The organism is Actinomadura luzonensis, from assembly GCF_022664455.2.
Taxonomy (GTDB): Bacteria; Actinomycetota; Actinomycetes; order Streptosporangiales; family Streptosporangiaceae; genus Nonomuraea; species Nonomuraea luzonensis.
Window position 1 is genome coordinate 308,484 of the sequence record NZ_JAKRKC020000003.1, and the last position, 25,305, is coordinate 333,788.

Genomic DNA, 25,305 nt, shown 5'->3' on the forward strand with positions numbered 1-25,305 from the left:
GGATGCAGGACCGTCCCAACGGCGCGGGCCCCTTCGCGGCGGAGGCCGTCTCGGAGCGGGCCTTCGGACGGAAGTCCGCGCGAAGAGGATCCCAGAGGGACGCCTCTGGCGAAGGGCCCTGCGGGGCAGGAGTCCGGCGACGGCAGAGCGCCGGCCCGCTGCGGGAGAGCCAGGGCGGGGGTGGCTTACGGGGTGGGTTTGCAGGTGGGGTGGCAGAGGCGGCGGGCGAGGGCGGCGAGGAAGACGTCGATGATCTCGTCCGGCCGCTGCGCCTCGTGCAGCGACCCGTTGGTGACGGCCGCGATCTGCCCGAGCGCCCCCCGGTCCACCCCGTTGCCGAAGGCGATGACGACGATCTGCACCGGCCGGTCCGGCCGCCATTCGCGGCGCAGGGTGTCGACGAGCCGCGTCAGGTCGACGCCCTTGCCGTCGTCCTTGCCCGCCGTGATCACCAGCAGCGAGTTGTTCATCTCCTCCCGGTACTCGCCGGTCATCCGCCGGAAGCCGCTGAGGACGGCGTCGTAGAGCGAGCTGTCGCGTTTCGGATGGGCGGTGAGGGTGGAGGTGGCCTCGTCGAGGCGGCTGCGCCGGATGACCTGGCCGGTCTCGGGCTCGTTGATGGGGCCGAGCCCGACCAGCTCCCGGTAGCCCTTGACCTGGCCGAGCCCGTCCGCGAACTCCCACAGCCCCATGTGGGTGGACTCGGGGAAGAGCCGCAGCCCGATCTTGGCGGCCTCCAGCGCCACCTGCACCCGGGTGCTGCCCTTGAGCGGCTCGGCCATGTGCTTGCTGGTGTCGGCGAGCACGAGGATATTGGTGGGCGGGGCGAGCCGGCTCCAGGCGAGCAGCGCCTCGTCGATGTCCTGCGGCGTGACGGACGTGCGCACCCTGGGCTCGGCGGCCGGGATCTGCGGCCCCGGCGAGATCGGCCCCTGCTTGCCGTCGCCCGACCTGAAGCCGGCCCGCCGCACGATCTCCTGCGCCTGCGGCCCCTTCAGCCAGTCGGCGAACAGGGTGGACGCCTCCGCCACGACCGGGTCGGTGGCGGTGACGACGTACGGGTAGTCGAGCTCGATCGTGCCCTCGCGCGGGTGCAGCGCCACGACCGGGTCGGCGGAGGGCCGCAGGTTGTGGTTCCGCACCGACTGCTCGGGCACGATGACGACGGGCCGCCGCCAGAACGTGCGGTCGTCCACGGCGGCCAGCATGCTGCGGTAGTCGGGCGCCGAGCCGGCCTGCGCCCAGCGCACGAACGCGGTCAGGGCCTTGTCGGCCTCGGGCCCGGTGCCGACGACGTCCCGGGCGGCGGCCACGGTCGCGATGCCCGCCCCGGCCAGCGAGGGGTCGGGGACGCGGACGACGTCGGGCTCGTCGGCCGTGGGCGTGAGCCGCCCACGCACCGTGGACGGGAACACCATCCGCCAGTTCATCTCCGTCCGGCCGACGGAGAAGCGCTGCGCCAGCGACGCCCGCGTGGCGAACACCAGCGGCGACGTGGCGACCACGCTCTCCCCGGCCGGCAGCGAGCTGGCCCCCTGCTGGCGGGCGAGCCGGATCCAGGCCGAGGAGTCGGCGATCCAGCCGTCAGGACGTTCGCGCAGCACGCCCGCCCGGTCGCCGATGAGGGTGCGGAGGACGGTGGCCGGCGGCTGCTCGGTCACCTGGACCAGCACGCACCGGCCGCCCGTGGACGTCTTGGTGTCGTTGAAGCGCCCGGCCGCCTCCATGACCGCCGGGGCGACGTCGACCGCCGCCGCGACGCTCACCAGGACTGGCTCCCGCGTGGAGCACAACGCTCCGGCGCCGCCGAGCACCACGGTCAGCGCGGCGGCCACGATGGCCACCGCCGCCAGCCCGGCCAGCATGCCCCTGCGCAGCGCCCTACTGCGCCGCTGCTCGGGGGACAGCGCGGCGCGATGCCGACCCAACCGCACGAGGACGATTCTCCCAGGCTGGGGCGGGCCGCACGCAACCCGTCGTTAGAACCTGTTACAACTACTGGACGATCGGCAGCACCCGCCGCACGCTCCCGCACACGCCGTCGCTGGCCGCCGAGGCCGCCAGCCGCTCGGCCGAGGGCACGCCGTACCCGGTGGTGCGCTGCCGCACCGGCCGCCCGGTGACCTCGGCCATCGCCCGCAGCTCGCTGATCGTCTTGTACGAGCCGTTCTCCGAGCCCGCCATGCGGCTGATGGTCTCCTCCATGAGCGTGCCGCCGAGGTCGTTCACGCCGCCCTGGAGCACCTGCCGGCACAGGTCGTCCTGGAGCTTGACCCACGAGCACTGGATGTTGCCGATCGCGCCGTGCAGCAGGATCCTGGCCAGGGCGTGCACGGCGCGGTTCTCGCGCGCGGTGGGCCCGGGGCGGGCGATGCCGGCCAGGTAGATCGGGGCGCTGGTGTGCACGAACGGCAGCAGCACGAACTCCGAGAACCCGCCGGTCTCCTCCTGCAGCCGCCTGATCAGCTTGATGTGCCGCACCCAGTGGAGGTGGTCGTCCACGTGCCCGTACATCATCGTGGACGTCGTCGGGATGCCGACCCGGTGGGCGGTGGTGATCACCTCGATCCACTCCTTGGTCGGCAGCTTGCCCTTGGTGAGCACCCAGCGCACGTCGTCGTCGAGGATCTCGGCCGCCGTGCCGGGCAGCGAGTCGACCCCGGCCTCCTTGGCGGCCTCCAGCCACGCGCGGATCGACAGGTTCGTCCGGCTCGCGCCGTTGATGACCTCCATCGGGGAGAAGGCGTGCACGTGCATGTCCGGCGTGCGCTCCTTGACCGCCTTCGCGATGTCGAAGTACGCGGCGCCCGGCAGGTCGGGGTGGATGCCGCCCTGCATGCACACCTCGGTCGCGCCGGCCTCCCACGCCTCCTGCGCCCGGTCGGCCACCTGCTCCAGGCTCAGCGTGTACGCGTCGGCGTCCGTGCGGCGCTGCGCGAACGCGCAGAACCGGCAGCCGGTGTAGCAGACGTTGGTGAAGTTGATGTTCCGGTTGACCACGTACGTCACGTCGTCGCCGGCCGCCTGCCGCCGCAGGTCGTCGGCGATGGCGGCCAGCTCCTCCAGGGCCTCGCCGTCCGCGCCGAGCAGCGTCACGGCCTCGTCGTCGGTGAGCCCGGCCGGGTCGCTCGCGGCCCGGCGCAGCGCCTGCCGGAGGTCGCCCGGCGTCGTCGGGACGGCCGCGCCGAGGCGGTCCTTCAGCGCCTCCCAGTCGCCGTAGACGTGGTCGAAGTCCTCCCGCCGGTCGTGCGTGCGCCCGTCGGTGTCCACCTCGACGTGCAGGTCCACGCGGCCGGCCGGGACGAAGCCGCCGTCGGGCTCCTGCCACGGGCGGCCCTCCGGCACGGCGTCCTCGCGGGCCAGCCCGGTCGCCGGGTCGGCGAGCGCGGCCACGTGCGCGGACAGGCGCGGGTCCAGCCAGGGCTCGCCGGCCAGCACGTACTCGGGGTAGATGGTCAGCCGCTCGCGCAGCGCGAACCCGGCGGCGGCGGTGCGGGCGGCCAGGTCGTCGATCTGCGGCCAGGGCCGCTCGGGGTTGACGTGGTCGGGGGTGAGCGGGGAGACGCCGCCCCAGTCGTCGATGCCGGCCCGGATCATCAGCTCGTACTCGGCGTCCACCAGGTTCGGCGGGGCCTGCACCCGGACCTTCGGGCCGAGCAGCAGGCGGGTCACGGCGATGGTGGCGGCCAGCTCCTGGAGGTCGGCGTCCGGCATGCCGCGCATCGCCGTGTCCGGCTTGGCGCGGAAGTTCTGCACGATCACCTCCTGGATGCCGCCGTACTCGCGGGCCACCCGGCGGATCGCGAAGATCGACTCGGCGCGGTCCCGCACGGTCTCGCCGATGCCGATGAGGATGCCCGTGGTGAACGGCACGTTGCTGCGCCCGGCGTCCTCCAGCACCCGCAGCCGCACCGCCGGGTCCTTGTCCGGCGAGCCGTAGTGGGGCTGCCCCTTCTCCTCGAACAGCCGCCGCGACGTCGTCTCCAGCATCATTCCCATGGACGGCGCGACGGGCTTGAGCCGCTGGAGGTCCCGCCAGCCCATCACCCCCGGGTTGAGGTGCGGCAGCAGGCCGGTCTCCTCCAGCACGCGGATCGCCATGGCCCGCACGTACGACAGCGTGTCGTCGTAGCCGTGGGCGTCCAGCCACTCGCGGGCCTGGTGCCAGCGGTCCTCCGGCCGGTCCCCCAGCGTGAACAACGCCTCCTTGCAGCCCATCGCCGCCCCCTGCCGGGCGATGTCCAGCACCTCGTCCGGGCTGAGGAACGGCGCCTCCAGCTTGTGCGGCGCGGTGGCGAACGTGCAGTAGCCGCACCGGTCCCGGCACAACCTGGTCAGCGGGATGAAGACCTTTCTGCTGTAGGTGATGACCCCGGGGCGGCCGGCGGCGGCGAGGCCGGCGTCACGCACCCGGGTGGCGTGGTCGAGGAGGGCGTCGAGGTGCTCGTCCCGCGCGTGCAGCAGCACACTCGCCTCGGTGACGTCGAGGGTCTTGCCGTCGCGGGCGCGGGCGAGAGCACGGCGGAGCGCGGAATCGTTGACCAGATCCATACAGGCACAGTACGGCGCGCTGAGTTCGACACACGCACCCAGGGCCGGTCAAAACGCCCGATAGTCGCGAACCGGCATCCGGGGCCCGCGCGCCGGCGGCCGCAGCCCCGACAACCACACCAGCACCGTCGCCCGGTGCCGATGCCCCTGGTACGGCTCCAGCAGCCGCAACATGCCCGGATCGTCGGTCTTCTCCCCCGTCAGCGCGTAGCCGACCAGCTTGGCCAGGTGGAAGTCCCCCACGCTGACCGCGTCGGGGTCGCCGAGCGCCCGCTGCCGCACCTCGGCGGAGGTCCACACCCCGACGCCGGGCAGCGCGCGCAGCAGCCGGTCGAGCTCCTCCGTGGTGCGGGCGGCCTCCAGCTTGTCGGCGTGCCAGGCGGCGGTGGCGATCGTCCGGGCGCGCACCGCCTCGGCTCCGGAGCGGTGCCAGTGCCAGATCGGGATCTGCCGCCACACCGCCGGCTCGGGGATCACCCGCATGCCCTCGGGAGCCGGGCCGGGGGCGGGCTCGCCGTAGCGCGCGAGCAGCCACCGCCAGGCCCGCCACGCCTCCCGGCCCACCACCTTCTGCTCCAGCACGGCCGGCACCAGGGCCTCCATGACCCGGCCGGTGCGGCCGATGCGCAGCCCGGGATGCCGCCGGACGACGTCGGCCAGCACCTCGTGCCGCACGGTGAACCCGGACGGGTCGTCCTCGGCCCCGAGCAGCGCGGGCAGGGTGTCGAGCGCCCAGTCCGCGCCGGGACCCCACGCCTGGCCGTGCACCTCGCCGCCGGCGACGCGGACGCGCAGCGTGCAGGGGCCGGCGGGCGTTCTGGAGGTGCGCCACACCGCCCCGTCGGGGGTGCGGCGCCAGGCGGGGTCGCCGCTGCCGCGCCGATGCGGCTGCAACGCCAGACCGACGTCGAGCGGCCCCTGCGGCGCCCACCTGCGCTCCATCACCCGTCCAGTGTGCCGCGCCCCGGCCGGTGGGCGGGTCGTCAGACGTCGCTGGAGTAGCGCACCGCCCGTTCGGGCAGCTCGACCCCGGGCCAGACGCGCACGCCGTTCTGCAGCTCGTTGTGCGGCCCGACCACGGCGCCGTCGCCGATCACCGCGTCGCGCACCACCGTGCCCGCGCAGACGCGGGCGCCCTTGCCCACCACCGAGTCGGCGACCAGCGCGCCCGCCTCGACCACGCAGTCGTCGCTCAGCACCGAGCCGATGACCGCGGCCCCGGCCTCGACCACCGCCCGCGCGCCGACCGCGGTGCCGCCCTCGACCTTGGCCGACGGCGACACGCTGGCGCCGGGCAGCGCCAGGTGCTCGCCGGTCGGCCCGGGCACCGCCGGGGATCGCAGCCGGCCGAGCACGAGGTCGCGCGAGCCCTGCACGTACGCCGCCGGGGTGCCGACGTCGAGCCAGTAGGTGCGGGTGGCGTAGCCGAGCACCAGCTCGCCCGCCTCGATGAGCCCGGGGAACGTCTCCCGCTCCACCGACACGACCTCGTCCTTCGGGATCGTGTCGATGACCGAGCGGGTGAAGACGTAGCAGCCGGCGTTGATGCGGTTGGTGACCGGGTCGGGGGTCTTCTCCAGGAAGGCCGTGACCCGGCCGGCGTCGTCGGTCGGCACGCAGCCGAAGCGCGACGGATCGTCGACCTCGGTCAGATGGAGCGTTACAGCGGCGCCGCGCTCGCGGTGCAGGCGCACCTGCTCGCCGATGTCGTGCCCGGACAGGATGTCGCCGTTGAGGATGAGCACGGGGTCGGACGGGCCCGCGCCGAGCGCCTCGGCGGCGTTGCGGATGGCTCCGCCGGTGCCGAGGGGCGTCTCCTCCGTCATGTACTCCAGCGAGAGCCCGAAGGCCGCCCCGTCGCCGAAGGCGGGCTCGAACATGGCCGCCTTGTACGAGGTCGCGAAGACGATCCGGCGCACGCCGAACGATCGCGCCCGGGCGAGCTGGTGGGCGAGGAACGGCACGCCGGCCGTCGGCAGCAGCGGTTTGGGCGTGCCCAGTGTCAGCGGACGCAGGCGCGTGCCCTGCCCCCCGACCAGGAGGATCGCCTCGAGGTCTGGCAAAGAGCTCTCCATCACTCCGTGAGGTTACCGAACTATTCGATCGCGCGTTGATAGGAGCTGAGGTGCGCCTCCGCCGAGGCGTCCCACGTGAACTCGCGGGCTCTCGCCAGACCGGCCTCCTGGAGCTGCTTCCTCCGCTCGGCGGAGGCGAGGAGCTGGCCGAGCGCCGTGGCGATGCTGTCTGCGTCGGGCTCAGTGTAGGCCACCGCGTCGCCGCCGACCTCGGGCAGCGAGGAGCGGTGAGTGGTGAGCACGGGCGCGCCGCAGGCCATGGCCTCCAGCACCGGCAGCCCGAAGCCCTCGCCCCGCGAGGGGAAGGCCACCACGAGCGCGCCGCCGAGGAAGCCGGGCAGGTCGGGGCCGTGCAGGTAGCCGGGCCTGATGACCTTGACGGTGGCCTCCACCTCGCGGCAGGCCGCGTCGACGTCGTGCTCGTGCACGCCGCCGCCGATCACCAGCGCGGGCGGTTTGTCCAGCGTCTGCACCGCCGAGGCGAAGCCGCGGATCAGGTTGGGCACGTTCTTGCGGGGGTCGAGGTTGCCGAGGAAGGCGACGTACGGCTGGCCGTGCAGCCCGAGCCGCAGCGCGGCCCGCCGGATCTCGTCCTCGCTCGGCGGGTGGAACAGCGAGAGGTCGACGCCGTGGTAGGCGACGTCGATGCTGGTGGGGTCGGCGGACAGCACCCGGACCAGCTCGTCCCTGGTCGCCTTGGACGGCACGATCACGCGCTTGGCGTGCCGCACGGCGGTGCGGGTGGCCGAGCGGAAGAACGACGCCCGCGGGCTGTGCTGGTCGGGCTCGGTGAACCAGGTGGCGTCGTGCACCGTCACGACGGTCGGCACACCGGAGCCGAGCGGGATGGAGTAGTAGGGGGCGTGGATGACGTCCACCCCGGCCTGCCGGGCCAGCAGCGGCAGGCCGCTCTGCTCCCAGGCGAGCCGGGCCGCCCTGTTGGTGATCGAGACGGGCCCTGGGATGACGGTCGCGGTGGGCGCGAGGCGCCGGTAGCGCTCCGCGTCGGCGCGCTGGCAGGCGACGGCGACGTCGGCGCCCGCCCGGTGGAGGGCCGCGACCAGCCCGTCCACGTATCGGGTCAACGCGCCGCGGTCCGCGGGGACGGCCGCCGCATCGACGAGCACACGAGGCAACGTAGATCTTCTCCCCTCAAGATCAACGTGGGACCGGGCGTCCCCCTCTGAAGTTCAGCCTATGACCAACGTCCCCCCAATCGTGGGCCAAATCACACCGAGGAGCGCCTTGCCGCAAATCCGGCGAGCCCCGCGCAGATCAGATCCCCCAGAATGATGACAATGCGGGACGAAAGGGCCACCGCGATCGCGGCGCCTCCGGCGACGTGCGGCGCCAGCACGGCCACCATCGCCACCTCCCGCACCCCCGCGCCCGCCGGCACGACGAAGGTCAGGATGCCGAGGCACCACGACAGCGCGAACGCCCCGACCGCGAACAGCGGCCCGCCCTGCGGCGCGATGAGGTAGAGGTGCACCCCGTAGGCGATCCACCCGGCCAGCGCCCAGCCGAGCGCGGCCAGCATGCCGCGGCGGGTGAGCGGCCGCTCCAGCGGCTCCCGCTTCAGCCTGCGCAGCCCGAACGCGATCACCGCGTTGATGACCTTGGGCTCCAGCAGCACCAGCAGCACCGGCAGGGCCAGCAGCAGCCAGCCGTAACGGTCCCAGCCCAGCGTGCCGAGCGTGACCACCAGGCCGGTGGCGAGCTGGATCGGCATCATCAGGAAGAACGCCGCCGCGCTGCGCGAGCGCGGCACCCCGAGGTCGCGGCCCATCTCCATCTGGGCCAGCACCGGCCAGAGCGCGCCCGGGATGTACTTGCCGAGCTGCCCCACGAAGAACACCTTGGCCGCCGGCCGCAGCGGCAGCGGCGAGCCCAGGTCGGCCAGCAGCGTGCGCCAGGTGAGCATGGCCCCGAGCAGCGCGGCGACCACGGCCGCCAGCGACCCGGCCAGCGCGGGCGGCGACAGCCGGGCGAACCCGGCCACCACGTCGTCCCACTGCCGGGCCACCGCCCACACCCCGAACGCCAGCGCGACCAGCAGGAAGGCGACCCGCACCAGCCTGCGCCCGCCGCGCGGGCGCCGCGTCACCCCCTCAGCCGCGCCCTCGGCCGCTCCTTCGGCCGCACCCTCGGCCGCGGCGCTCTCCTTGGCGGTCACAGCGGGCGGACCCGCTCGGGCGGCTGCGGCAGCACCGCGCCCACGGGCCGCGTCGGCCGCTTGGTGGCCACCCACAGGTACGTCGGCACCACCGGCAGCAGCAGCCGCAGCACCGCCCGCGGCGTGGCCGACAGGACGGCCCTGACGAGCCGCCCGAGCACGCCGGGGAACAGCTCGCCGCCGGCGAACTTCGCGGGCGTGGCCAGCACCGGCAGCGTGTAGTCCCAGACGTGGAAGGCGCGCATCATCCGCCGCAGCCCGCGCCGGGTGCGGAACCGCTCGTAGTAGTGGTCGGCCCGGCCGGCGGCGCGCACGTAGCGGTCGGCCAGCGCGGGCGGCAGGTACGACAGGAACGGCAGCTTGTAGTGCGGCTCCATCACCCCGAGCCGGTTGCCCAGCCCCAGGTAGAGCACGCCGTCGTCGGACAGCACGCGGTGCATCTCGGCGACCACGGCGTCGGGGTCGACCACGTGCTCGTAGATGTGGTTGAACACCAGCACGTCGATCGAGCCGTCGGGGAAGGGCAGCGCGGTGCCGTCGCCGCACACGAACGCCACCCGCGCGCCGAACCGGTCGGCCGCCCTGCGCAGCCCCGGCACGTCGATGTCGACGCCCAGCGTGTGCTTGGCGCCGGCCTGGGCCAGCTCGTCGGCGATGAACCCGGCCGAGCAGCCGACGTCGGCCACGCTCAGCCCGCCGAGCGGCCCGCGGAAGTGCTCCAGCACCGCGATGATCTTCGCGGCCTTGCGCCGCCGCTTGCCCTCGTCGAGCATGGCGGACTGGAACTCCGAGTATTCGAGCTGCGCGACGCGTTGCTTCCCCACGGGGCCCCACAGTACCCACCTTCGGACGGGCATGACGTCGAACGCCGTCGTCTGGCCTTACCGGGCGGGAGCCGCGTAGCCTGAGCCAATGCTCCGCCGGCTGCTGCGCATCGTGCTCGCCCTGGTCGCCCTCGCCTTCCTCGGCTACGGCCTGGCCCAGAACTGGGACGACACCACGGCGGCGCTGGCCGCGCTGTCGCCGTGGGCGGTGCTCGGCTCGTTCCTCGCGGTGATGCTCGGCCAGTTCCTCATGCTGGTGGCCTGGCGGGAGATCATGGCGGGGCTGGGCACGCGGGTGCCGCTGCGGGTGTCGGGACGGATCATGTTCGTGGGCCAGCTCGGCAAGTACATCCCGGGCGCGGTGTGGGCGTACGCGGCGATGATGGACCTCGGCCGCGACCACGGCAGCCCGCCGCGGCGCACGTTCGCCACGATCTCGCTCGGCCTCGTGATCAACCTCGGGGTGGCGATCTCGGTCGCCGCGGCCACGCTGGGCTCGCTGGAGGCGGTCCGCCAGGCCTGGTACCTCGTGCTGCTGGTGCCGGTGATCATCGTGTGCCTGCACCCGAAGGTGCTGACCTGGGGGCTCAACCTGGCGCTGCGCCTGGCCCGCCGCGAGCCGCTGGAGAGCGTGCTGCCCGGCCGCACCGTGGTCGTCGCGGTGGCCTGGACGACGCTCGGCTGGTTCGTCTACGGCGTGCACATCTGGCTGCTGACCGGCCGCGCCGACCTCTACCTGGTCGGCACGGGCGCGTACGCGTTCGCCTGGGCGACCGGCATCCTCACCGTCGTGGTGCCGGCCGGGGTCGGCATCAGGGAGGGCGCGCTGGTGCTGGTGCTCGGGCCGGTGATCGGCACCGCGCCGGCGCTGGCGGTGGCGATCGTGTCGCGGCTGGCGTTCACGCTCGCCGACGCCGCGCTCGCCGGGCTGTTCCTGCTGCTCGGCCGTCAGGTCGCGGCGAGCAGCGCCCCCGCGTACGCCGACCAGAACGGCTCGGGATCGACGGCCTTGACCCCCGAGCGCAACCTCTCCGGCTCGCCGGAGGCGTAGAAGCGCTCGATGGCGGCGCGCAGCGCCCCCACGTCGCCCGGCTCCACGAGCAGGCCGTCCACGCCGTCGGTGACGTGGTCGGCGAGCGCGCCCACCCGCGTGGCGATCACCGGCACGCCGTGCTCGTGCGCGAGCCACACGTTCTGGCTGGCGGTGGCGCTGCGGTAGGGCAGCACGAGCGCGTCGGCCGCGCCGAACAGCTCCGGCACCTCGGCGGCGGGCACGTAGCCGGGCCGCAGCTCCACCCGGTCGCCGAGGCCCAGCTCGCGGATCAGCGCCTTCGTCTCCTCCAGCCCGCTCCAGAACTCGCCGGCGACGGTCAGCGCGACGCCCTCGGGCAACGCCCGCAGCAGCAGGTCAAGCCCCTTGTACGGGCGCACCATGCCGAAGAACAGCAGCCGCCGGCGCACCCCGGCGGACGGCCCGGCCCCGGTCACCGGCAGGTGCGGCGGCAGGCCGGCCACCCGGACCGGCGTGCGGGCCAGCTCGCGGGCCAGCCCCGCCTGCTCGCCGGAGTGGGCGAGCACCGCGTCCACCCGCTTCAGCAGCGCCTTCATCAGCGGCCGGTCGTAGGGCTTGCGCTCGTGCGGCAGCACGTTGTGGCAGAGGGCCACCGTGCGGGCCCGCCGCCCGAGGCCGGCCAGGATGCCCAGGTAGGCGGGGACCTGCACCGGGCTCAGCACGGCCAGCACCACCAGGTCGGCGCCGCGCAGCCGCCGCCCGGCCGTCACCCACCCGTCGGGCCGCCGCCAGTCGAGCCGCCGCGCGGTGCGCGGGTAGGGCGTGCCCTCGGGCTCGGAGATGGTCTGCTGCCCCGGGTAGAGGAACGACGGGTACTGCGCCCGCCACGACTCGATCACCACGTCGTGCCCCAGCGCGGCCAGCCGGTGCGCCAGCTCGGTGGTGTGCTGCGCCCCGCCCCCCTTGTACGGGTACGTCGGCCCGACGATCGCGATGCGCACGCCGCCTACTCCCCCCGCGAGCGCACGATCAGGTCGGCCAGCAGCGCCACGGACCCGATGAGCATCCCGGACAGGAAGATCATGACGGTGTTGGCCGGGAAGTAGAAGGGGTGCTGGACCATGTCCCAGACGCCCTTGACGAACCCGATCACGACCAGCCACAGCGCGGGCGGCATGAGCACCTTGAGCGGGTTGAAGTACATGATCATCCGCAGCACCTGCAAGATGTAGCGGTAGGCGTCGGAGACGAAGCTGAACTTCGACTTGCCGGCCCGCTTGGCGTACTCGGTGGGCAGGTAGTAGATGTCGTGCTGGTTCATCAGGAACGACAGCGTGATCGTCGTGACGCAGGAGAACCCCGGGGGCAGCAGCCGCAGGTACGGCTTGGCCACCGATTTGCGGAAGGCGCGCAGCCCCGAGTTGAGGTCGGGGATCTTCTGCCCGGCCAGCATCTCGGCGATCTTGCGGATGACGAACTTGGCCGGCACCCGCAGCAGCTTGTGCGAGCCCTCCTCGCTGGTGCGCGCGCCCACCACCTGGTCGATGGTCGGGTCCTTGTCGAGCAGCTGCACCAGCTCGGGGATGCGCTCGTTGGCGTAGGACATGTCGGCGTCGGTCCAGACGACGATCTCGCCCCTCGCCTCCTGCGTGCCGATGCGCCGCACGGTGCCGGAGCCGCCGTTGCGATGGAAGGCGCGGATGCGCAGGTGCGGGTAGTCGGCCGCGGCCTCCTGCAGCCGGGTCAGCGTGTGGTCGGTCGAGCAGTCGTCGATGGCGACCAGCTCGTAGGTGTAGCCGCTGGAGTCCATGGCCCGCGTGATGCGCTCGACCTCGTCGATGACGTGGTCCTGCTCGTTGTAGCAGGGCAGGACGATGGTGACGTACGGCGGCGCGTCTTCCACGGCAGGTCCACTCTTGGGGGTCTCTAGCGTGCTCACAGGCATCGAGGTTACTGTGCCCGCCTGGGAGCCGGGTGCACATTCACCCTAGGCCGCGACGGCCATCCACACGTTCATGGTGAGCGAGTAGGTGCCGTCGGGCGGGCCGGCGAGCGAGCGTTCGTCCTGGCGGGTCCTGAGCGACAGGACGTGCACGGGCGCGCCGTAGCGGGCCACCTGGTCGGCGTCGGCGGCCAGCACGACCGGCACCCGCCCGGCCGCCCTGATCCGCCCGGCGAGCCGCCACGTCTCGTCGTCGCGCGCCACGTCCACGCCGGCCGCCCGCCGCACCCGCGCCGCCGGCCGGTCGCACATCCCGCGCACGACCTGCGTGAACCGGTCGCCGGTGACCCGCTCGACGATCAGCACGGACGCGTTCGCGGGCAGCTTGGCGCACATCGCCGCCACGGCCGCCGCCTCCCCCCGCTCGACCGGGGTGAACGCGGTGCCGATCGAGGTCACCGCGGGCGGCACCAGCACGGCCAGCACCGCGAGGGCGCTCACCCAGCGCCGGCCGCCGGTGCGCGCGCGCAGCCGCTCCAGCCCGTACGCGGCCAGCACCACCAGCCCGGGGATCACGACCGGCACCAGGCGGCGGGCGGCCCACGGGTGGTCGGGGGTGATCTCGGGCCGCACCAGCGTGGTCACCGTGGTCCAGCCGATCACCGCGAGCGGCAGCAGCCAGGCGAACGGCGTGCCGTCGCGCAGCAGCCGCCGCACGAGCAGCGCCGCGGCGAGCGTGGCCAGCACGATCACGGGGAGGCCGACGTACCAGGCGACCCAGTGCAGGGAGTTCTCGAAGTACAGGCGGGTGCCGTCCACCGGGAGGCGGTTGGCCCGCTGGATGGTCTCGATCATCTCGTACGTGCGCCGGTCGTCCGCCGTGACCGGGACGCGGGTGACGGTCTGGAACCACGGGCGGGCGTACAGGGCGGCCATGACCAGCACCACCAGCCCCGCGCCCGTCGCCGGCAGCCACCTCGGCGGCCGGAGGCGGGCCAGGAGCGGCGCGGCGGCCGTGCCCGCCGCGGTGGCCACGAGCACCGCCCCGCAGATCAGCAGCAGCGGCCGCACCGACCCGGACAGGTAGTCGAGGTACGACCGGGCCAGCAGGTACGCCGCCAGCAGCCCGGTCCCCGCCCCCGCCGCCAGCCCGGCCAGCAACGGCGGCCCCAGCGAGCCCGCCGTCCCGCGCGCGCCCCGTGCCCGGTCGCGCCGCCGCGCCGCGATCAGCAGCCCCGCGTAGCCGAGCACCGGCAGCACGTCCCGCAGCCCGTCGATCCTGACCAGCACCGACAGCCCGAACACCAGCCCGGCCAGTAGCCCGCGCCCCCACCCCGGCCGCTCCAGCGCGTCGTGCGCCAGCGCCAGCCCGCCGAACAGCAGCACCAGCGACGGGATCTCGCTGAACGTCGTGCGCGAGGTGTAGAGGACCGGCAGGCTGACCGCGAACGCCACCGCCGCGACCACCGCCCACCGCGCCCCCGCCAGCCGCGCCGTCACCCCGGCCACGGTCAGCACCGCCAGCGCCCCCAGCACGGCCGGCACCGCGAACGGCGCCCCCAGCCAGTCGCCGACCGCGAACAGCATCGGGGCGCCCGGCATGAACTGCGGCGTGACCGCCCCCGCGCCCGCCGGGTAGAACCCGACGCTGTCGAACAGCAGCGCGGGATCGGCCCCGCCGAACGCCTCAGGGCGCACGCCGATCGGCAGCGCGCCGTGCCGGGCGATCCAGGCGGTGTACTGGGCGTAGGTCGCCGGATCGCGCCGCACGGCGAGCTGCTCGCTGTGCAGGACGGCGTTGAACACGCCCGACGCGACGGCCACCCCCGCCACCGCCGCGACCTGCCACCAGGCGGCCTCGACCGCCGGGCCGCGCCGGGTCCCGGCCCAGCACAGCAGGGCGGCGGCGGGCAGGCCGAGCAGCAGCGCGGGCAGCGGCGCGTACCGGCCGAGCAGCAGCAGCGGCAGCCCCGCCAGCAGCCAGCCCGCCACGGCGAGCGCGGGCGCGGCCGAGAGCGCCGCGAGCGTCCGGCCAGGGAGGAGACGTTCCATCGAGCAGCGAGCGTATCCGGTCGCGCGGCGCGGAACCGGTACCGTACGCACGTGCCGGAGAAGCGGGAGAGCGCGCCTGTGACGGAGGAGGTCCGCACCACCGGGCCCGCGACGAGGGAAGGGGCCCGGCGGCGGCTGCCGCGCGACTTGGGGTCACGGCTCCGGCGGCGGCTGCCGCGCGACCTCGGGCCACGGCTCCGGCGGCACCGCTGGTTCCTCGCGGTGCTCGCGCTCGGCACGCTGCTGCGCGTGCTCGCGATGCTCGGCTACCGGCCGGCCCTGTGGTTCCCCGACACCTACACCTACGTCGTCACCGTCTTCCGGCCGCGCCCCGACCTGGTGCGCCCGGCCGGGTACTCGATCTTCCTCAAGCTGCTGGAGCCGCTGCACTCCTTCGCCGCGGTGGCGGCCGTCCAGCACCTCATGGGCCTGGCCGCGGGCGTGCTGATCTACCGGGTGGCCAGGGGCGCGCCGCGCTGGGCGGCGACCCTCGCGACGGTGCCGGTGCTGCTCGACGCCTACCAGGTCGAGCTGGAGCACCTGCTGGTGTCGGACACGTTGTTCATGTTCCTGGTGGTGTCGGCGGTCGCGCTGTGCCGGACCCGGCGCACCGGCGTGGTCGCCGCCGTCGGCCTGCTGCTCGCCGCCGCCACCCTCACCAGGACCGTCGGGCAGCCGCTCATCGCGCTGCTCGCGGCCTGGTTCCTGCTGCGCAGGCGCTTCCGGCACACCGCCGTGCTGCTCGCGGCGGCCCTGGTGCCGGTGCTCGGCTACGGGGCCTGGTTCTACGCGACGTACCAGCGGGTCGGGCTGGTCGGCGCGAACGGGGTCTTCCTGTACGCGCGGACGATGTCGTTCGCCGACTGCGCGAAGATGGACCCGCCGCCCGACCTCAGGGTCCTGTGCGACCCGCGCCCGCCGGAGCGGCGGCCGCCCTCGCAGGAGTACATCTGGGCCAAGGACGCCCCGATCGTCCAGCTCCCCGGCATCACCTTCACCAAGGAGACCGACGACCTCGCGGCCCGCTTCGCGACGCGGGCCGTGCTGAGCCAGCCGCTCGACTACGCCGCCTCGATCCTGGCCGAGCTGGGCCGCACGTTCCGCTGGGACCGGCCGGTCTACCCCGACCACGAGATCTACGGCTACTACGAGTTCCCGGTCACCTCCCCCGGCCCGCCGGGGCGCTATCCGGCGCAGGTCGGCGCGGAGTACGCCAGGCGCTACGAGGGCGGCGCGATCGGCACGGAGGTCGTCGAGCCCTACGCCGGCTGGCTGCGGGCCTACCAGAACATGGCGCGGCTGCCCGGCCCGGTGCTGCTGGCGGCCCTTCTGGTGCCTCCCGTGGCGGCGCTGCGGCGGAGGCGCGCGGGCGGGCGGCGGGCGGGGGCCGCGTACTGGGCGGTGCCCTGGGCCGCGGCCGTTGTGCTGCTGATCACACCGGCCGCGGCGGCGGAGTTCGACTACCGTTACGTGTTGCCGGCCGTGCCGCTGGCGTGTCTCGCCGCGGCTCTGAGCGTCCGTCCTGACCTGCGAGAAAGCTCAAGATTTCCGCGATGATATTCCACCTAATGTCCGGGTCTGAGTATGCTTGCCCGCGGAAACATCACGCCCGGGTCACGGTCGTTTCCGGCGGTCGTAGCACCGGACACTCGGAACGTGACCTAGTCTCGTGGCGCGGAACGACCAAGCCGGCGCACGGGCGCGAGGAACGAGGCTAGGGGGCGTATGAGTGACTACAGGGTCGTGCCGGTAGTCGACACTGCGCAGCAGGGATATCGAACGGCCCCCACCCAGCCCGGCAGCAGGATGGCCCGCAGGGCCGCGGCCGCCGCGGGCGCCGGGGGCGCCGCCGCGCCGCCTCCCCCGCCCGGGGACCGGCCGCCCGGCGGCCGCCGCGCCGGCGGGGGCGGCCAGAACAAGATGCGGGTGCTCGCCTACATCAGCGTCGGCCTGACGACGGTGATGGTCGCGGGCTCGCTGACCGCGTACACCATGTACCGCGACGCCTTCGGCAACATCAACCAGAAGAGCGTCAAAGAGGACATCATCAACCCCCGTCCCCCGGACACCGGAGCGCTCAACGTGCTGCTCGTCGGCTCCGACACCCGGGCCGGCGCCGGCAACGCCAAATACGGCCAGCAGCTCGCCAGGGAGGCCGACGCGGGCGGCAAGCGCACGGACACGATCATCCTGATGCACATCTCGCCCAACCGCGACAAGGCCCGGCTGATCAGCTTCCCGCGCGACTCCATGGTGCAGATCCCCAAGTGCAAGAACGAGAGCACCAAGCAGGAGATGCCGCCCCGCCGCGACATGATCAACTCGGCGTACAACTCGGGCGGCATCGCCTGCACGATGTCCACGATCGAGACCCTCACCGGCATCCGCATCAACCACTTCGTCGAGGTCGACTTCAGCGGCTTCAAGAACATCGTGGACGCTCTCGGCGGCATCGAGATCTGCCTGAAGAGCGGCGTCAACGACAGGGCCAGCAAGCTGGTGCTGCCGGCCGGCAAGAGCCTGCTCAACGGCGAGAAGGCGCTCGGCTACGTGCGCCTCCGCCACTACGGCGACGGCAGCGACATCCAGCGCATCCGCCGCCAGCAGATCTTCCTCAGCAAGGTCGTCGCCAAGGCCACCAGCAGCGAGCTGCTCACCGACGTCGGCAAGCTCAAGGACTTCATCTCCGCCGCGGCCGGCTCGGTCACCATGGACCCCGAGCTGGCCAACGACCCCGAGCAGCTCATCGAGATCGCGATGAGCGCCAAGCAGCTCACTGCGGGCGGCGTGCAGTTCACCACGATCCCGTGGGGGCCCGACCCGCAGGACAAGAACCGCGTGGTCTGGAAGGAGCCGGACGCCACCAAGCTGTTCACCTCGATCAAGACCGACACCGAGGTCGCCACCCCGTCGCCGTCGGCCAGCGCCGGCACCGGGGCCAAGCCGTCCGCGACCGTCAAGCCGGAGCAGGTGAAGGTCCAGGTGCTCAACGGCACCAAGACCGTCGGCAAGGCCCGCGAGGTCGCCGACCAGCTCGCCGAGCAGGGCTTCTCCGTGGTCGGCGTGGGCAACTACGAGGCGCCGGGCGGCACCGGCCTGGCCAAGACCGAGGTCCACTACGCCAAGACCGCCGAGACCGCCCCTGACTACGCCGCCACGCTGGCCGGCTCGGTGCTGCCCAAGCCGGCCGCGACCGCCGGGCGGGTCAAGGCGACCAACCCCCAGGCGTACACGGCGGCCACCGCCGCGGCCGGGGCCGCCGCCGCGCCCAAGAACGCGCCGGTGATCCAGCTCGTGGTGGGCGAGGACTTCGACTCGGTCAAGGTGACCAAGCTGCCGGACAGCGTCAAGAACAGCACCATCACGGCGTCGGAGCAGAAGAACGTGTGCACCTGAGGCTCCAAGTTCCCTGTGTAACCGGGCATTCTGGACGGCTGCCGGAGACAGGAACGGCACGGGCGCGTTAGTCTGTTGCGGGTCGGCGACGCAGCGCGACACCGGACCGTTACCAGGTTTTCACGTCTCGTTGGCGTCGTGTTCCCCGGCCCCTAGCGAAGCTGAGCGACTTCCTCGTGTCTGACACCAGATTCTCCCCACCGGTCACGACCTCCGGGGGCCAGCCGGCTCCGGGAGAGGAAGGGGGCCCGGCGCAGACGGGTGCGCGGTGGCCCCTGCCGGAGGAGGCGTTCTGGAGCGAGCGCACCGACCCCCACGGCACCGGCGCCCACGCGGCGCCCCCGCCACCCCAGCCCGCACCCCCCGGCCCCCCACGCCCCCAGCCCGCCGGCCCCCACGCGGCCCCCTCGCCGCCCCAGGGGCCCGGCGCGCACGCTGCGCCCCCGGCTCCCCCAGGCCCGGTCCCGAGTGGCCCGGTTGCGGGCGGCCCGGTTGCGGGCGGTCCCGTCCCGAGTGGTCCCGTCCCGAGTGGTCCGGGTGCCGGTGGGCACGTCGTCCCGGCGTTCCCGGCGGTGGGCGCGCACGCGGCCCCGCCCGGTCCCGCCGCCTACTCGGGCCCCCCCGCCGCCTACCCCGCGGCACCCGGGACACCGGGCGGCCCCGGCGGGCCGGCCGGGCGACCCGGGGCGGGAACGGCCGGAGCGACCCCGCCCGCCGGGCCCGCGACGGCCGCCGGCGAGCGGCCGGAGGGCGAGGGGCAGCCGCAGGCGGAGCCCGAGCCGCCGCGACGCCGCCGCGACCCGTTCCTCGACAACGTCAAGTTCGTCCTGATCGCGCTCGTCGTGGTCGGCCACTCCCTGGTGCCCACCCTCGACGCCGACAGCTCGCGCGCCCTCTACATCTTCATCTACACCTTCCACATGCCGCTGTTCGTGCTGATCAGCGGCTACCTGTCCAGGAACTTCTGGAACTCCAACGCCAAGACCAACAAGCTGGTCGACACGTTCCTGGTCCCGTACGTGATCGTCGAGGTCGGCTACGCCGCCCTCCGCACGGCGCTCGGCCACAAGTGGAGCCTGACGATCATCGACCCGGCCTGGCTCAACTGGTACCTGCTGGCCCTGCTGTTCTGGCGGCTGTCCACACCGGTGTGGAAGCGGATGAAGTACCCGGTGCCGGTCGCGATCGCGATCTACCTGTTCGCCGGGTTCTCCCAGATCTCGGGCGACTTCAGCATGGACCGCTTCTTCGGCCTCATGCCGTTCTTCGTGATCGGCCTGGTGATGCAGCCCGAGCACTTCGAGATGCTCAACCGGCGCTGGATCAAGATCCTGTCGGTCCTGACGGTCCTCGGCGCGGCGGCGGTGTCGATCCTCGTCGCCTCCCGCGCCAAGCTCGGCCCGTTCTACTACAAGAACAGCTACCAGGACCTCGACCTGTCCTGGTACATGGGCCTCGGCCTGCGCACGGCGCTGCTGATCTGCGCGCTCGCGATGTGCTTCGCGGTGCTGGCGCTGGTGCCGAGGGGCGAGACGTGGTTCTCCGACCTCGGCACCCGCACGCTCTACTGCTACCTGCTGCACGGCATCCCGGTGCTGATCGCCAAGGAGCTGGGCTGGCTGGAGTTCCCGTGGCTGTACGGGCCGCTGGGCGTGGCGGCCATCGCGTGCAGCTGCTTCGCGCTGGCGATCGTCCTGTGCCTGCCGCAGACCAGGACCGTCTTCAAGTGGGTGCTGGAGCCCCGCCTGACCTGGCTCTATCGCCGGCCTTCTGGAAGTTAAGCGATCGTTCCACCCGCATTAACGCCTTTGACCTGGGAGGCGCGGAGCATCGACACATGCGCGCATGTGTCGCCACGACCGTCCACCATCCCGAGGACGCCCGGATCATGCACCGGCAGATCCGGGCGCTGCTCGACGCGGGCCACGAGGTGACCTACGTCGCGCCGTTCACCTACTACAACGTGACCCCCGCCATGGGCGTCACCGCCGTGGACGTGCCCCGCCGGGCCTCCTACGGCAAGGCCCGCGCGGCCCTCAGGCGCGGCCTGAAGGACGCGGACCTGCTGATCACCCACGACCACCGGCTGCTGCAGGCGCTGCCCTACCGGCGTCCTCCGGTCGTCTGGGACGTACGCGAGCAGGTCGGCCCCCGCCGCCTCGCCCGCGCCGGGCGCCGGCACCGGCTGATCACGCCCGAGATCGTCCCCGAGGCCACGTTCGTCGCGGCCCAGCCGCCCCCGCCCGGCGACGCCAGGGTCGTGCACATCGGCCGGCTGGCCGCCGACCGGGGCGTGACGGAGCTGATCGGCCTGGCCGAGCGCCTGGTGCCGCACGGCATCAGGCTCGACCTCATCGGCCCGGCCGAGCGCGACGTGCGCCCGCTGCTGCGCGACGCGCAGCGCGTGGGCCTGCTCGACTGGTTCGGCTACGTGCCGCTCCGGCACGCCCTGCGCATGGCCGAGGGCGCGCTGGCCGGGCTGTCGCTGGCGGACGCCACCGTGACCTGGCGGCCCACGAAGATCATGGACTACATGGGCCGCGGCCTGCCGGTCATCACCACGCCGCAGGGCGCGGCGCTGGTGGAGGGCGCCGGCTGCGGCGTCGTGGTGCCCCTGGACGTGGACGCCGTGACGAACGCCGTCCTCGACCTCAAGGAGGACCCCTCGCGCCGGGTCAGGCTCGGCGCGCTGGGCCACGCCGAGGCGCGCCTCCGCCACCACTGGCCGGACCACGCGGCCGAGTTCGCGCGCCGCGCCGAGTCCTGGGCGGGCCGCACGACGGCCCACGCGCTCGCGGTCTGAGGTAGGCAGGAGGGGCGCGGCGGGAATGGCGGCGCGGCGTGGGGGTTGATGTACTGGAGCCATGGCATCGCAACTGATCCAGGGCCGGACGGTCGGGTTCCCCGTCCGGGTGAGGGACGCTGAGGTCTGCAGCGCCTTCTACCCGGTTCGTGCCGACGCCGCGCGGGCGGTGATCGCCTACTCCGGCCTCGACGTGGCCGAGGCGCTGCCCGGCAAGGCCGTCTGCGTGCTGATGTTCGTCGACTACCGCGACGGCGACCTCGACACCTACCACGAGTTCGGCATGGCGTTCCTGGTGCGGCCGCCCGGCGCGACGGGCGCCCCTGGGCCGGCCGACCTGCGGCGGGCCGGGGTGTTCGTGCACTGGCTGCCGGTGGACCAGGGGTTCACGCTGGAGGCGGGGCGCACGCTGTGGGGGTTCCCGAAGGAGCTGGCGGACATCGAGCTGCGGCTCAGGTCGCCGTACAAGCGGTGCGTGCTGCGCAAGGACGACCGGCTGGTGCTCGACATGCTGGTCAAACCGGGTGTCCCGGTGCCGGGCGCGACCGCGATGGCGCCCATGGACGCCTACACGCACCGCGACGGCGTCACCCGCCGGGTGCCCTGGTCCGTACGGGCCCGCGGGGCGCGGCTGCGGCCCAGCGGCGCGCTGATCCGCCTGGGCAACCATCCCATCGCCAAGGAGCTGAGCGAGCTGGGCCTGCCCAAGCGGGCGATGTTCAGCACGACGATCGCGCGGGCCGAGATGACCTTCGGCGAGGCGTCCCCGGCCTGAGGACGATCAGACGCCGCGCGGCCGGCCGCGCGGGCAGGCGGTCAGACGATGGGCGGGCGGCCGAGCTTGACCATGCGCCACGCCGTGCGCCAGGCCATCGGCCGGCGCTCGCCCGCGGGCGTGCGCAGCCCCTCGGCGAAGCCGCGGAACCACGCCTTGATCGCGTGCGGCGAGCGGCGCTCCCTGATGAGGGTGAGCACGACCCAGTTGGTCAGGTAGAGCACCGCCAGCGGCCAGGGCAGGTTGCGGCGGGCCAGCCAGACCCGGTTGCGGGCGTTGAGCCGGTAGAACTCCGCGTGCCGGGTGGGCGGCACCTGCGGGTGGTACATCACCGTCTCGGCGTCGTACTCGATGCGGTAGCCCTCGCCGAGCAGCCGCCAGGCGAGGTCGGTCTCCTCGTGGGCGTAGAAGAACCGCTCGGGCAGGCCGCCCACCTGGAGGAAGGCCGAGCGCCTGATGGCCGAGGCCCCGCCGAGGAACGTGGTGACCGGCGAGGAGCGCTGCGGATCGCCCGCGCGCAGCCGGGGGACGTGCCGCCGCTGGCCGATGCCGCCGTCGGGGTCCATCACCCGGAAGGAGATGACCGCGAGGTCGGGCTCGGTGGCGAAGCGGTCGCGGACGTGCGCGACGACCTTCTGGTCGGCGTACCAGCCGTCGTCGTCGAGGAACAGCACGACGTCGCCGGAGCACTCCTCCACCCCGCGGTTGCGGCCGGCCGGGATGCCGGTGTTACGGTCGAGCCGGATCGATTTCACGACCGCGGACGACCCCTCGGGTGGCGTCGCCGACACCTCGGGCACGTCGGCGCCATTGCCCACGATCACCACTTCGACGTCGCCGTCGATCTGGTTGAGCGCGGACTCGACCGCCCGGTTCAGCTCCGCGACCCGGTTGCCCATGGTGAGGATGACGCACGAGATCTTCAACGAATCACTGTCCTGACGCGTTGAGAACACGGGCGGAGCATTCTTTCATGATCACCGAGTCTGGTCGCATTGTCCTGAATCTAGGGTGAGCTAAGCGTATCGGAACCGGGGGTGAACCCCCACCGAACGGCGGACGTCCGATCAATACGACGGACGAGGGGACCCTCCGGTTCCGACATCGGATCACGCCAGCCGCCTCGACGCCAGGATGCTGACCAAATGCAGGACGACCTGTAGGCAAGCCGCGACGAAACACGCCACCACCAGCACCCGCGTGGCGGCGAGGTCGCCGCGGACCGCGTCGATCACCGCCGTCGCGAGGGCCAGCAGCGACAGCTCGATCGGCTGCACGATGCGGTGGAACTTGGTGGCGGAAAGAATCCGGCGCCCCAGCCCGAGCAGCCCGGAACGGAACTGTACCGCGCCCGACTCGCCGGCCGGCGGCAGCCCGCCCTTGGCGCGGGCCACCTCCACCAGGTCGCTCTCGGCCTTGATGAGGATCGCGCCGAGCGCCCCGCCGACCCCGAGCACGGTGTACCAGTCGGGCAGCACGGCCGAGGCCCGCCAGCCGAGCCCGGCCAGCAGCGCCGCCTCGGCGAAGTACGCCCCCACCCGGTCGAGGTAGACCCCGGCCAGCGAGGTGCGGCCGGTCCAGCGGGCCAGCTCGCCGTCGGAGCAGTCGAGCAGCAGGTAGACCTGGATCAGCAGGGCGGCGGCCACGGCCGCCCAGAGGCCGGGCAGCGCGATCACGAACCCGGCCAGCACGCCCGCCACCGTCATCACCCAGGTGAGCTGGTTGGGCGTGACGGGGGTCTTCGCCATGAGCCAGGTGACGTATATGGACAGGCGGCGCATGTAGAGCACGCCCGCCCAGTGCTCGCCGTTCCTGCGCTCCAGGTGGCCGGGCGGCTGGGCGACCCGGCGCAGCTCAGCTACCGAAGGCCCGGACATAGTCCCCCACCCGATCGCGGATCTCGGTGTCCTGCATGCGAAGGTGCTCCAGGATCGTGTAGCGGCCGGGCCGGGTGGCCGGCGCCAGCGCCACCGCCTCGGCGAACTGCTCCTCGCTCAGCCCGATGTCGGCCGGCACGACGGGCAGCTCGTGCCGGCGCAGGCAGGAGACGACCTGCCGGACGCGGGCGTCGTCCTCGCGGAGGAAGAAGCAGAAGGCGGCGCCGATGCCGGCGAGCTCGCCGTGGTTGGAGGTGCCGGGGAAGAGCTGATCCACGGCATGAAGGATCTCATGGTCGCCGCCGCTCGCGGGCCGCGAGGAACCGGCGATGACCATCGACATGCCCGACAGGATCAGGGATTCGGCCAGCACGGTCAGGAACGCGTCGGACTCGATGCCGTCGCCGCGCCCGATCAGCGCCTCGGCCGCCGTGCGCGCCATCGAGCAGGCCAGGCCGTCGATGGGCTCGCCGCGCTCGACGTTGCCGAGCTGCCAGTCCTCGATCGCCGACAGGTTGCTGACCACGTCGCCGACGCCCGCGCGCACCAGCGTGCGCGGCGCGGCGTGCACGAAGTCGAGGTCGACCAGGATGGCCAGCGGCATCGGCACCCCGAAGGAGCCCTTGCCGCCCTCGTAGACGAGGGAGGCGGTGGGCGAGCAGATGCCGTCGTGGGAGAGGTTGGTCGCGACCGCGACCATGGGGATGCCGGCCAGCGAGGCGGCGTACTTGGTGGCGTCGATGGTCTTGCCGCCCCCGACGCCGACGACGACCTCGTAGGCGCTCTTGCGCAGGTCGGCGCCGAGCGAGACGGCCGCGTCGACCGTGCCGTCGGACACCCGGAACACCTCGGCCTCGTCGAGCTGCGGAGCGATCAGGCTCTCGATGTGGTCGCCCTGCCCGGGCCCGACGGCGACGGCGACCCGGCCGGAGGTCGCCACCCGGGTGTCGGCCAGCAGAGCGCCCAGCTCCGCGACGGCGCCGCGCCTGACCTGCATGGTCAGCGGCGCCGGCAACATCCTCGCCAGAAGCGGCATGCCCGCCTCCTCAGTAACGGACGGCTATGGTGCGGGCCTTGGCCAGGTCGTCGTGGTTGTCCACCTCGACCCAGTCGACCTCGCCGATGGGCGCGGCGTGGATGGTCTCGCCGCGCTCGACCATCTCCTGGTAGCCGTCCTCGTAGTAGAGCTGCGGGTCGCGCTCGAAGGTGGCCTGCAGCGCGTCGGCCAGCCGGGCGGCGGCGCCGGGCCGGATCAGCGTGGCGCCGATGTACTCGCCGTACGCCTCGGCCGGGTCCATCAGCTTCGTGATGCGCCGCAGCGAGCCGCCGGCGTCGAGCGTGACCTTCATCTCCTCGTCGGCGAGCTTCTTGACGTTGTCGACGGCGAGCAGGATGTCGCTGGTCTCCGGGGCGGACAGGAGCGTCTTCTCGACCGAGACCGGGTGCACGGTGTCACCGTTGACCAGCAGCGCGCCCTGCGCGAAGTAGTCGCGGGCGCACCACAGGGAGTAGGCGTTGTTCCACTCCTCGGCCTTGTCGTTGTGCACGAGGGTGAGCGTGACGCCGTACTTCTTCTCGAATCCGGCCTTGCGCTCGTGGACGGCCTGCGCCGCGTAACCGACGACGATCACGATCTCCCGCAGGTCCACCTCGGCCAGGTTGCGCAGCGAGATGTCCATGATCGTGGTCTCGCCGTCGACCGGCACGAGCGCCTTGGGCAGCGTGTCGGTGTACGGCCGCAGGCGTCGTCCGGCCCCAGCGGCCAGCACCATTCCCAGCAACGTGCACTCCTCAGTCGAGCATGACTACGTGTGGGCCAAAG

At 73.2% G+C, this 25,305-nt stretch carries 20 protein-coding genes; 6 read left to right on the plus strand and 14 right to left on the minus strand.

From position 1 onward, the window contains the following. Positions 1-185 precede the first annotated feature (185 nt). From MF672_RS46480 to MF672_RS46510, 7 genes are all read right to left on the minus strand, one after another. Positions 186-1,934: a substrate-binding and VWA domain-containing protein gene (locus MF672_RS46480; RefSeq protein ID WP_242374909.1), complete on the minus strand. Its 1,749-nt coding sequence runs from the start codon at positions 1,932-1,934 to the stop codon at positions 186-188. A 61-nt stretch (positions 1,935-1,995) separates the two neighbouring features. Continuing rightward, on the minus strand, positions 1,996-4,551 hold the full coding sequence (locus tag MF672_RS46485) for a bifunctional FO biosynthesis protein CofGH (protein ID WP_242374908.1): 2,556 nt from the start codon (positions 4,549-4,551) through the stop codon (positions 1,996-1,998). A 48-nt stretch (positions 4,552-4,599) separates the two neighbouring features. Then, positions 4,600-5,493: a DNA-3-methyladenine glycosylase family protein gene (locus MF672_RS46490; protein WP_242374959.1), complete on the minus strand. Its 894-nt coding sequence runs from the start codon at positions 5,491-5,493 to the stop codon at positions 4,600-4,602. Positions 5,494-5,534: 41 nt separating this feature from the next. Further along, positions 5,535-6,614, minus strand: coding sequence for a mannose-1-phosphate guanylyltransferase (gene manB / locus MF672_RS46495; RefSeq protein ID WP_242374907.1), 1,080 nt, complete (start codon positions 6,612-6,614; stop codon positions 5,535-5,537). A gap of 32 nt (positions 6,615-6,646) precedes the next feature. Beyond that, positions 6,647-7,753, minus strand: a complete 1,107-nt coding sequence (locus MF672_RS46500) for a glycosyltransferase family 4 protein (RefSeq protein WP_242374906.1) — start codon at positions 7,751-7,753, stop codon at positions 6,647-6,649. 101 nt (positions 7,754-7,854) lie between these two features. Then, on the minus strand, positions 7,855-8,802 hold the full coding sequence (locus tag MF672_RS46505; RefSeq protein WP_242374905.1) for a lysylphosphatidylglycerol synthase domain-containing protein: 948 nt from the start codon (positions 8,800-8,802) through the stop codon (positions 7,855-7,857). Then, entirely contained in the window at positions 8,799-9,626 is an 828-nt protein-coding gene (locus MF672_RS46510) for a class I SAM-dependent methyltransferase (protein ID WP_242374904.1), read from the minus strand. Before MF672_RS46510 ends, MF672_RS46505 begins: the two co-directional genes overlap by 4 nt. An 88-nt stretch (positions 9,627-9,714) precedes the next feature. On the opposite strand from MF672_RS46510, the gene MF672_RS46515 reads away from it, so the two are divergent. Continuing rightward, positions 9,715-10,677 carry a lysylphosphatidylglycerol synthase transmembrane domain-containing protein gene (locus tag MF672_RS46515; RefSeq protein WP_242374903.1) on the plus strand — a complete coding sequence of 321 codons (963 nt, stop codon included), beginning with the start codon at positions 9,715-9,717 and terminating at the stop codon, positions 10,675-10,677. On the opposite strand, the gene MF672_RS46520 is transcribed toward MF672_RS46515, so the two are convergent. From MF672_RS46520 to MF672_RS46530, 3 genes are read right to left on the minus strand one after another with little or no spacing between them, the layout of a single operon-like run. Beyond that, positions 10,575-11,639 (minus strand): glycosyltransferase family 4 protein, encoded by a 1,065-nt coding sequence (locus MF672_RS46520; RefSeq protein ID WP_242374902.1) that lies wholly within the window; start codon positions 11,637-11,639, stop codon positions 10,575-10,577. The two genes, MF672_RS46515 and MF672_RS46520, sit on opposite strands and share 103 nt — an antisense overlap. A 5-nt stretch (positions 11,640-11,644) precedes the next feature. After that, complete coding sequence (locus MF672_RS46525) at positions 11,645-12,583, minus strand: glycosyltransferase family 2 protein (RefSeq protein WP_242374901.1); 939 nt, start codon at positions 12,581-12,583, stop codon at positions 11,645-11,647. Positions 12,584-12,625: 42 nt separating this feature from the next. Next, the gene (locus MF672_RS46530; protein WP_242374900.1) at positions 12,626-14,632 is read right to left on the minus strand and encodes a glycosyltransferase family 39 protein; all 2,007 of its coding nucleotides are present in this window, start codon (positions 14,630-14,632) and stop codon (positions 12,626-12,628) included. Positions 14,633-14,683: 51 nt separating this feature from the next. Between MF672_RS46530 and MF672_RS46535 the strand changes: the two genes are divergently transcribed. The 5 genes from MF672_RS46535 (at position 14,684) to MF672_RS46555 (ending at position 21,606) form a co-directional block, all read left to right on the plus strand. Continuing rightward, positions 14,684-16,189 (plus strand): hypothetical protein, encoded by a 1,506-nt coding sequence (locus MF672_RS46535; RefSeq protein WP_242374899.1) that lies wholly within the window; start codon positions 14,684-14,686, stop codon positions 16,187-16,189. A 168-nt stretch (positions 16,190-16,357) separates the two neighbouring features. Beyond that, positions 16,358-18,028, plus strand: a complete 1,671-nt coding sequence (locus MF672_RS46540; protein WP_247815791.1) for an LCP family protein — start codon at positions 16,358-16,360, stop codon at positions 18,026-18,028. Between the two features lie 572 nt (positions 18,029-18,600). Next, positions 18,601-19,809 (plus strand): acyltransferase family protein, encoded by a 1,209-nt coding sequence (locus MF672_RS46545; RefSeq protein ID WP_247815792.1) that lies wholly within the window; start codon positions 18,601-18,603, stop codon positions 19,807-19,809. Positions 19,810-19,865: 56 nt separating this feature from the next. Beyond that, on the plus strand, positions 19,866-20,831 hold the full coding sequence (locus MF672_RS46550; protein ID WP_242375576.1) for a glycosyltransferase: 966 nt from the start codon (positions 19,866-19,868) through the stop codon (positions 20,829-20,831). A 61-nt stretch (positions 20,832-20,892) separates the two neighbouring features. Continuing rightward, positions 20,893-21,606, plus strand: coding sequence for an acetoacetate decarboxylase family protein (locus MF672_RS46555; protein ID WP_242375577.1), 714 nt, complete (start codon positions 20,893-20,895; stop codon positions 21,604-21,606). Positions 21,607-21,647: 41 nt separating this feature from the next. Here MF672_RS46555 and MF672_RS46560 read toward each other — a convergent pair whose 3' ends face one another. The 4 genes from MF672_RS46560 to MF672_RS46575 form a co-directional block, all read right to left on the minus strand. Next, entirely contained in the window at positions 21,648-22,532 is an 885-nt protein-coding gene (locus MF672_RS46560; protein WP_242375578.1) for a glycosyltransferase family 2 protein, read from the minus strand. A gap of 183 nt (positions 22,533-22,715) precedes the next feature. Beyond that, positions 22,716-23,483 carry a CDP-alcohol phosphatidyltransferase family protein gene (locus MF672_RS46565; protein ID WP_242375579.1) on the minus strand — a complete coding sequence of 256 codons (768 nt, stop codon included), beginning with the start codon at positions 23,481-23,483 and terminating at the stop codon, positions 22,716-22,718. After that, positions 23,461-24,501, minus strand: coding sequence for an iron-containing alcohol dehydrogenase family protein (locus MF672_RS46570; protein ID WP_242375638.1), 1,041 nt, complete (start codon positions 24,499-24,501; stop codon positions 23,461-23,463). Before MF672_RS46570 ends, MF672_RS46565 begins: the two co-directional genes overlap by 23 nt. A 28-nt stretch (positions 24,502-24,529) precedes the next feature. After that, on the minus strand, positions 24,530-25,264 hold the full coding sequence (locus MF672_RS46575; protein WP_242375580.1) for a phosphocholine cytidylyltransferase family protein: 735 nt from the start codon (positions 25,262-25,264) through the stop codon (positions 24,530-24,532). Between the last annotated feature and the right edge of the window lie 41 nt (positions 25,265-25,305).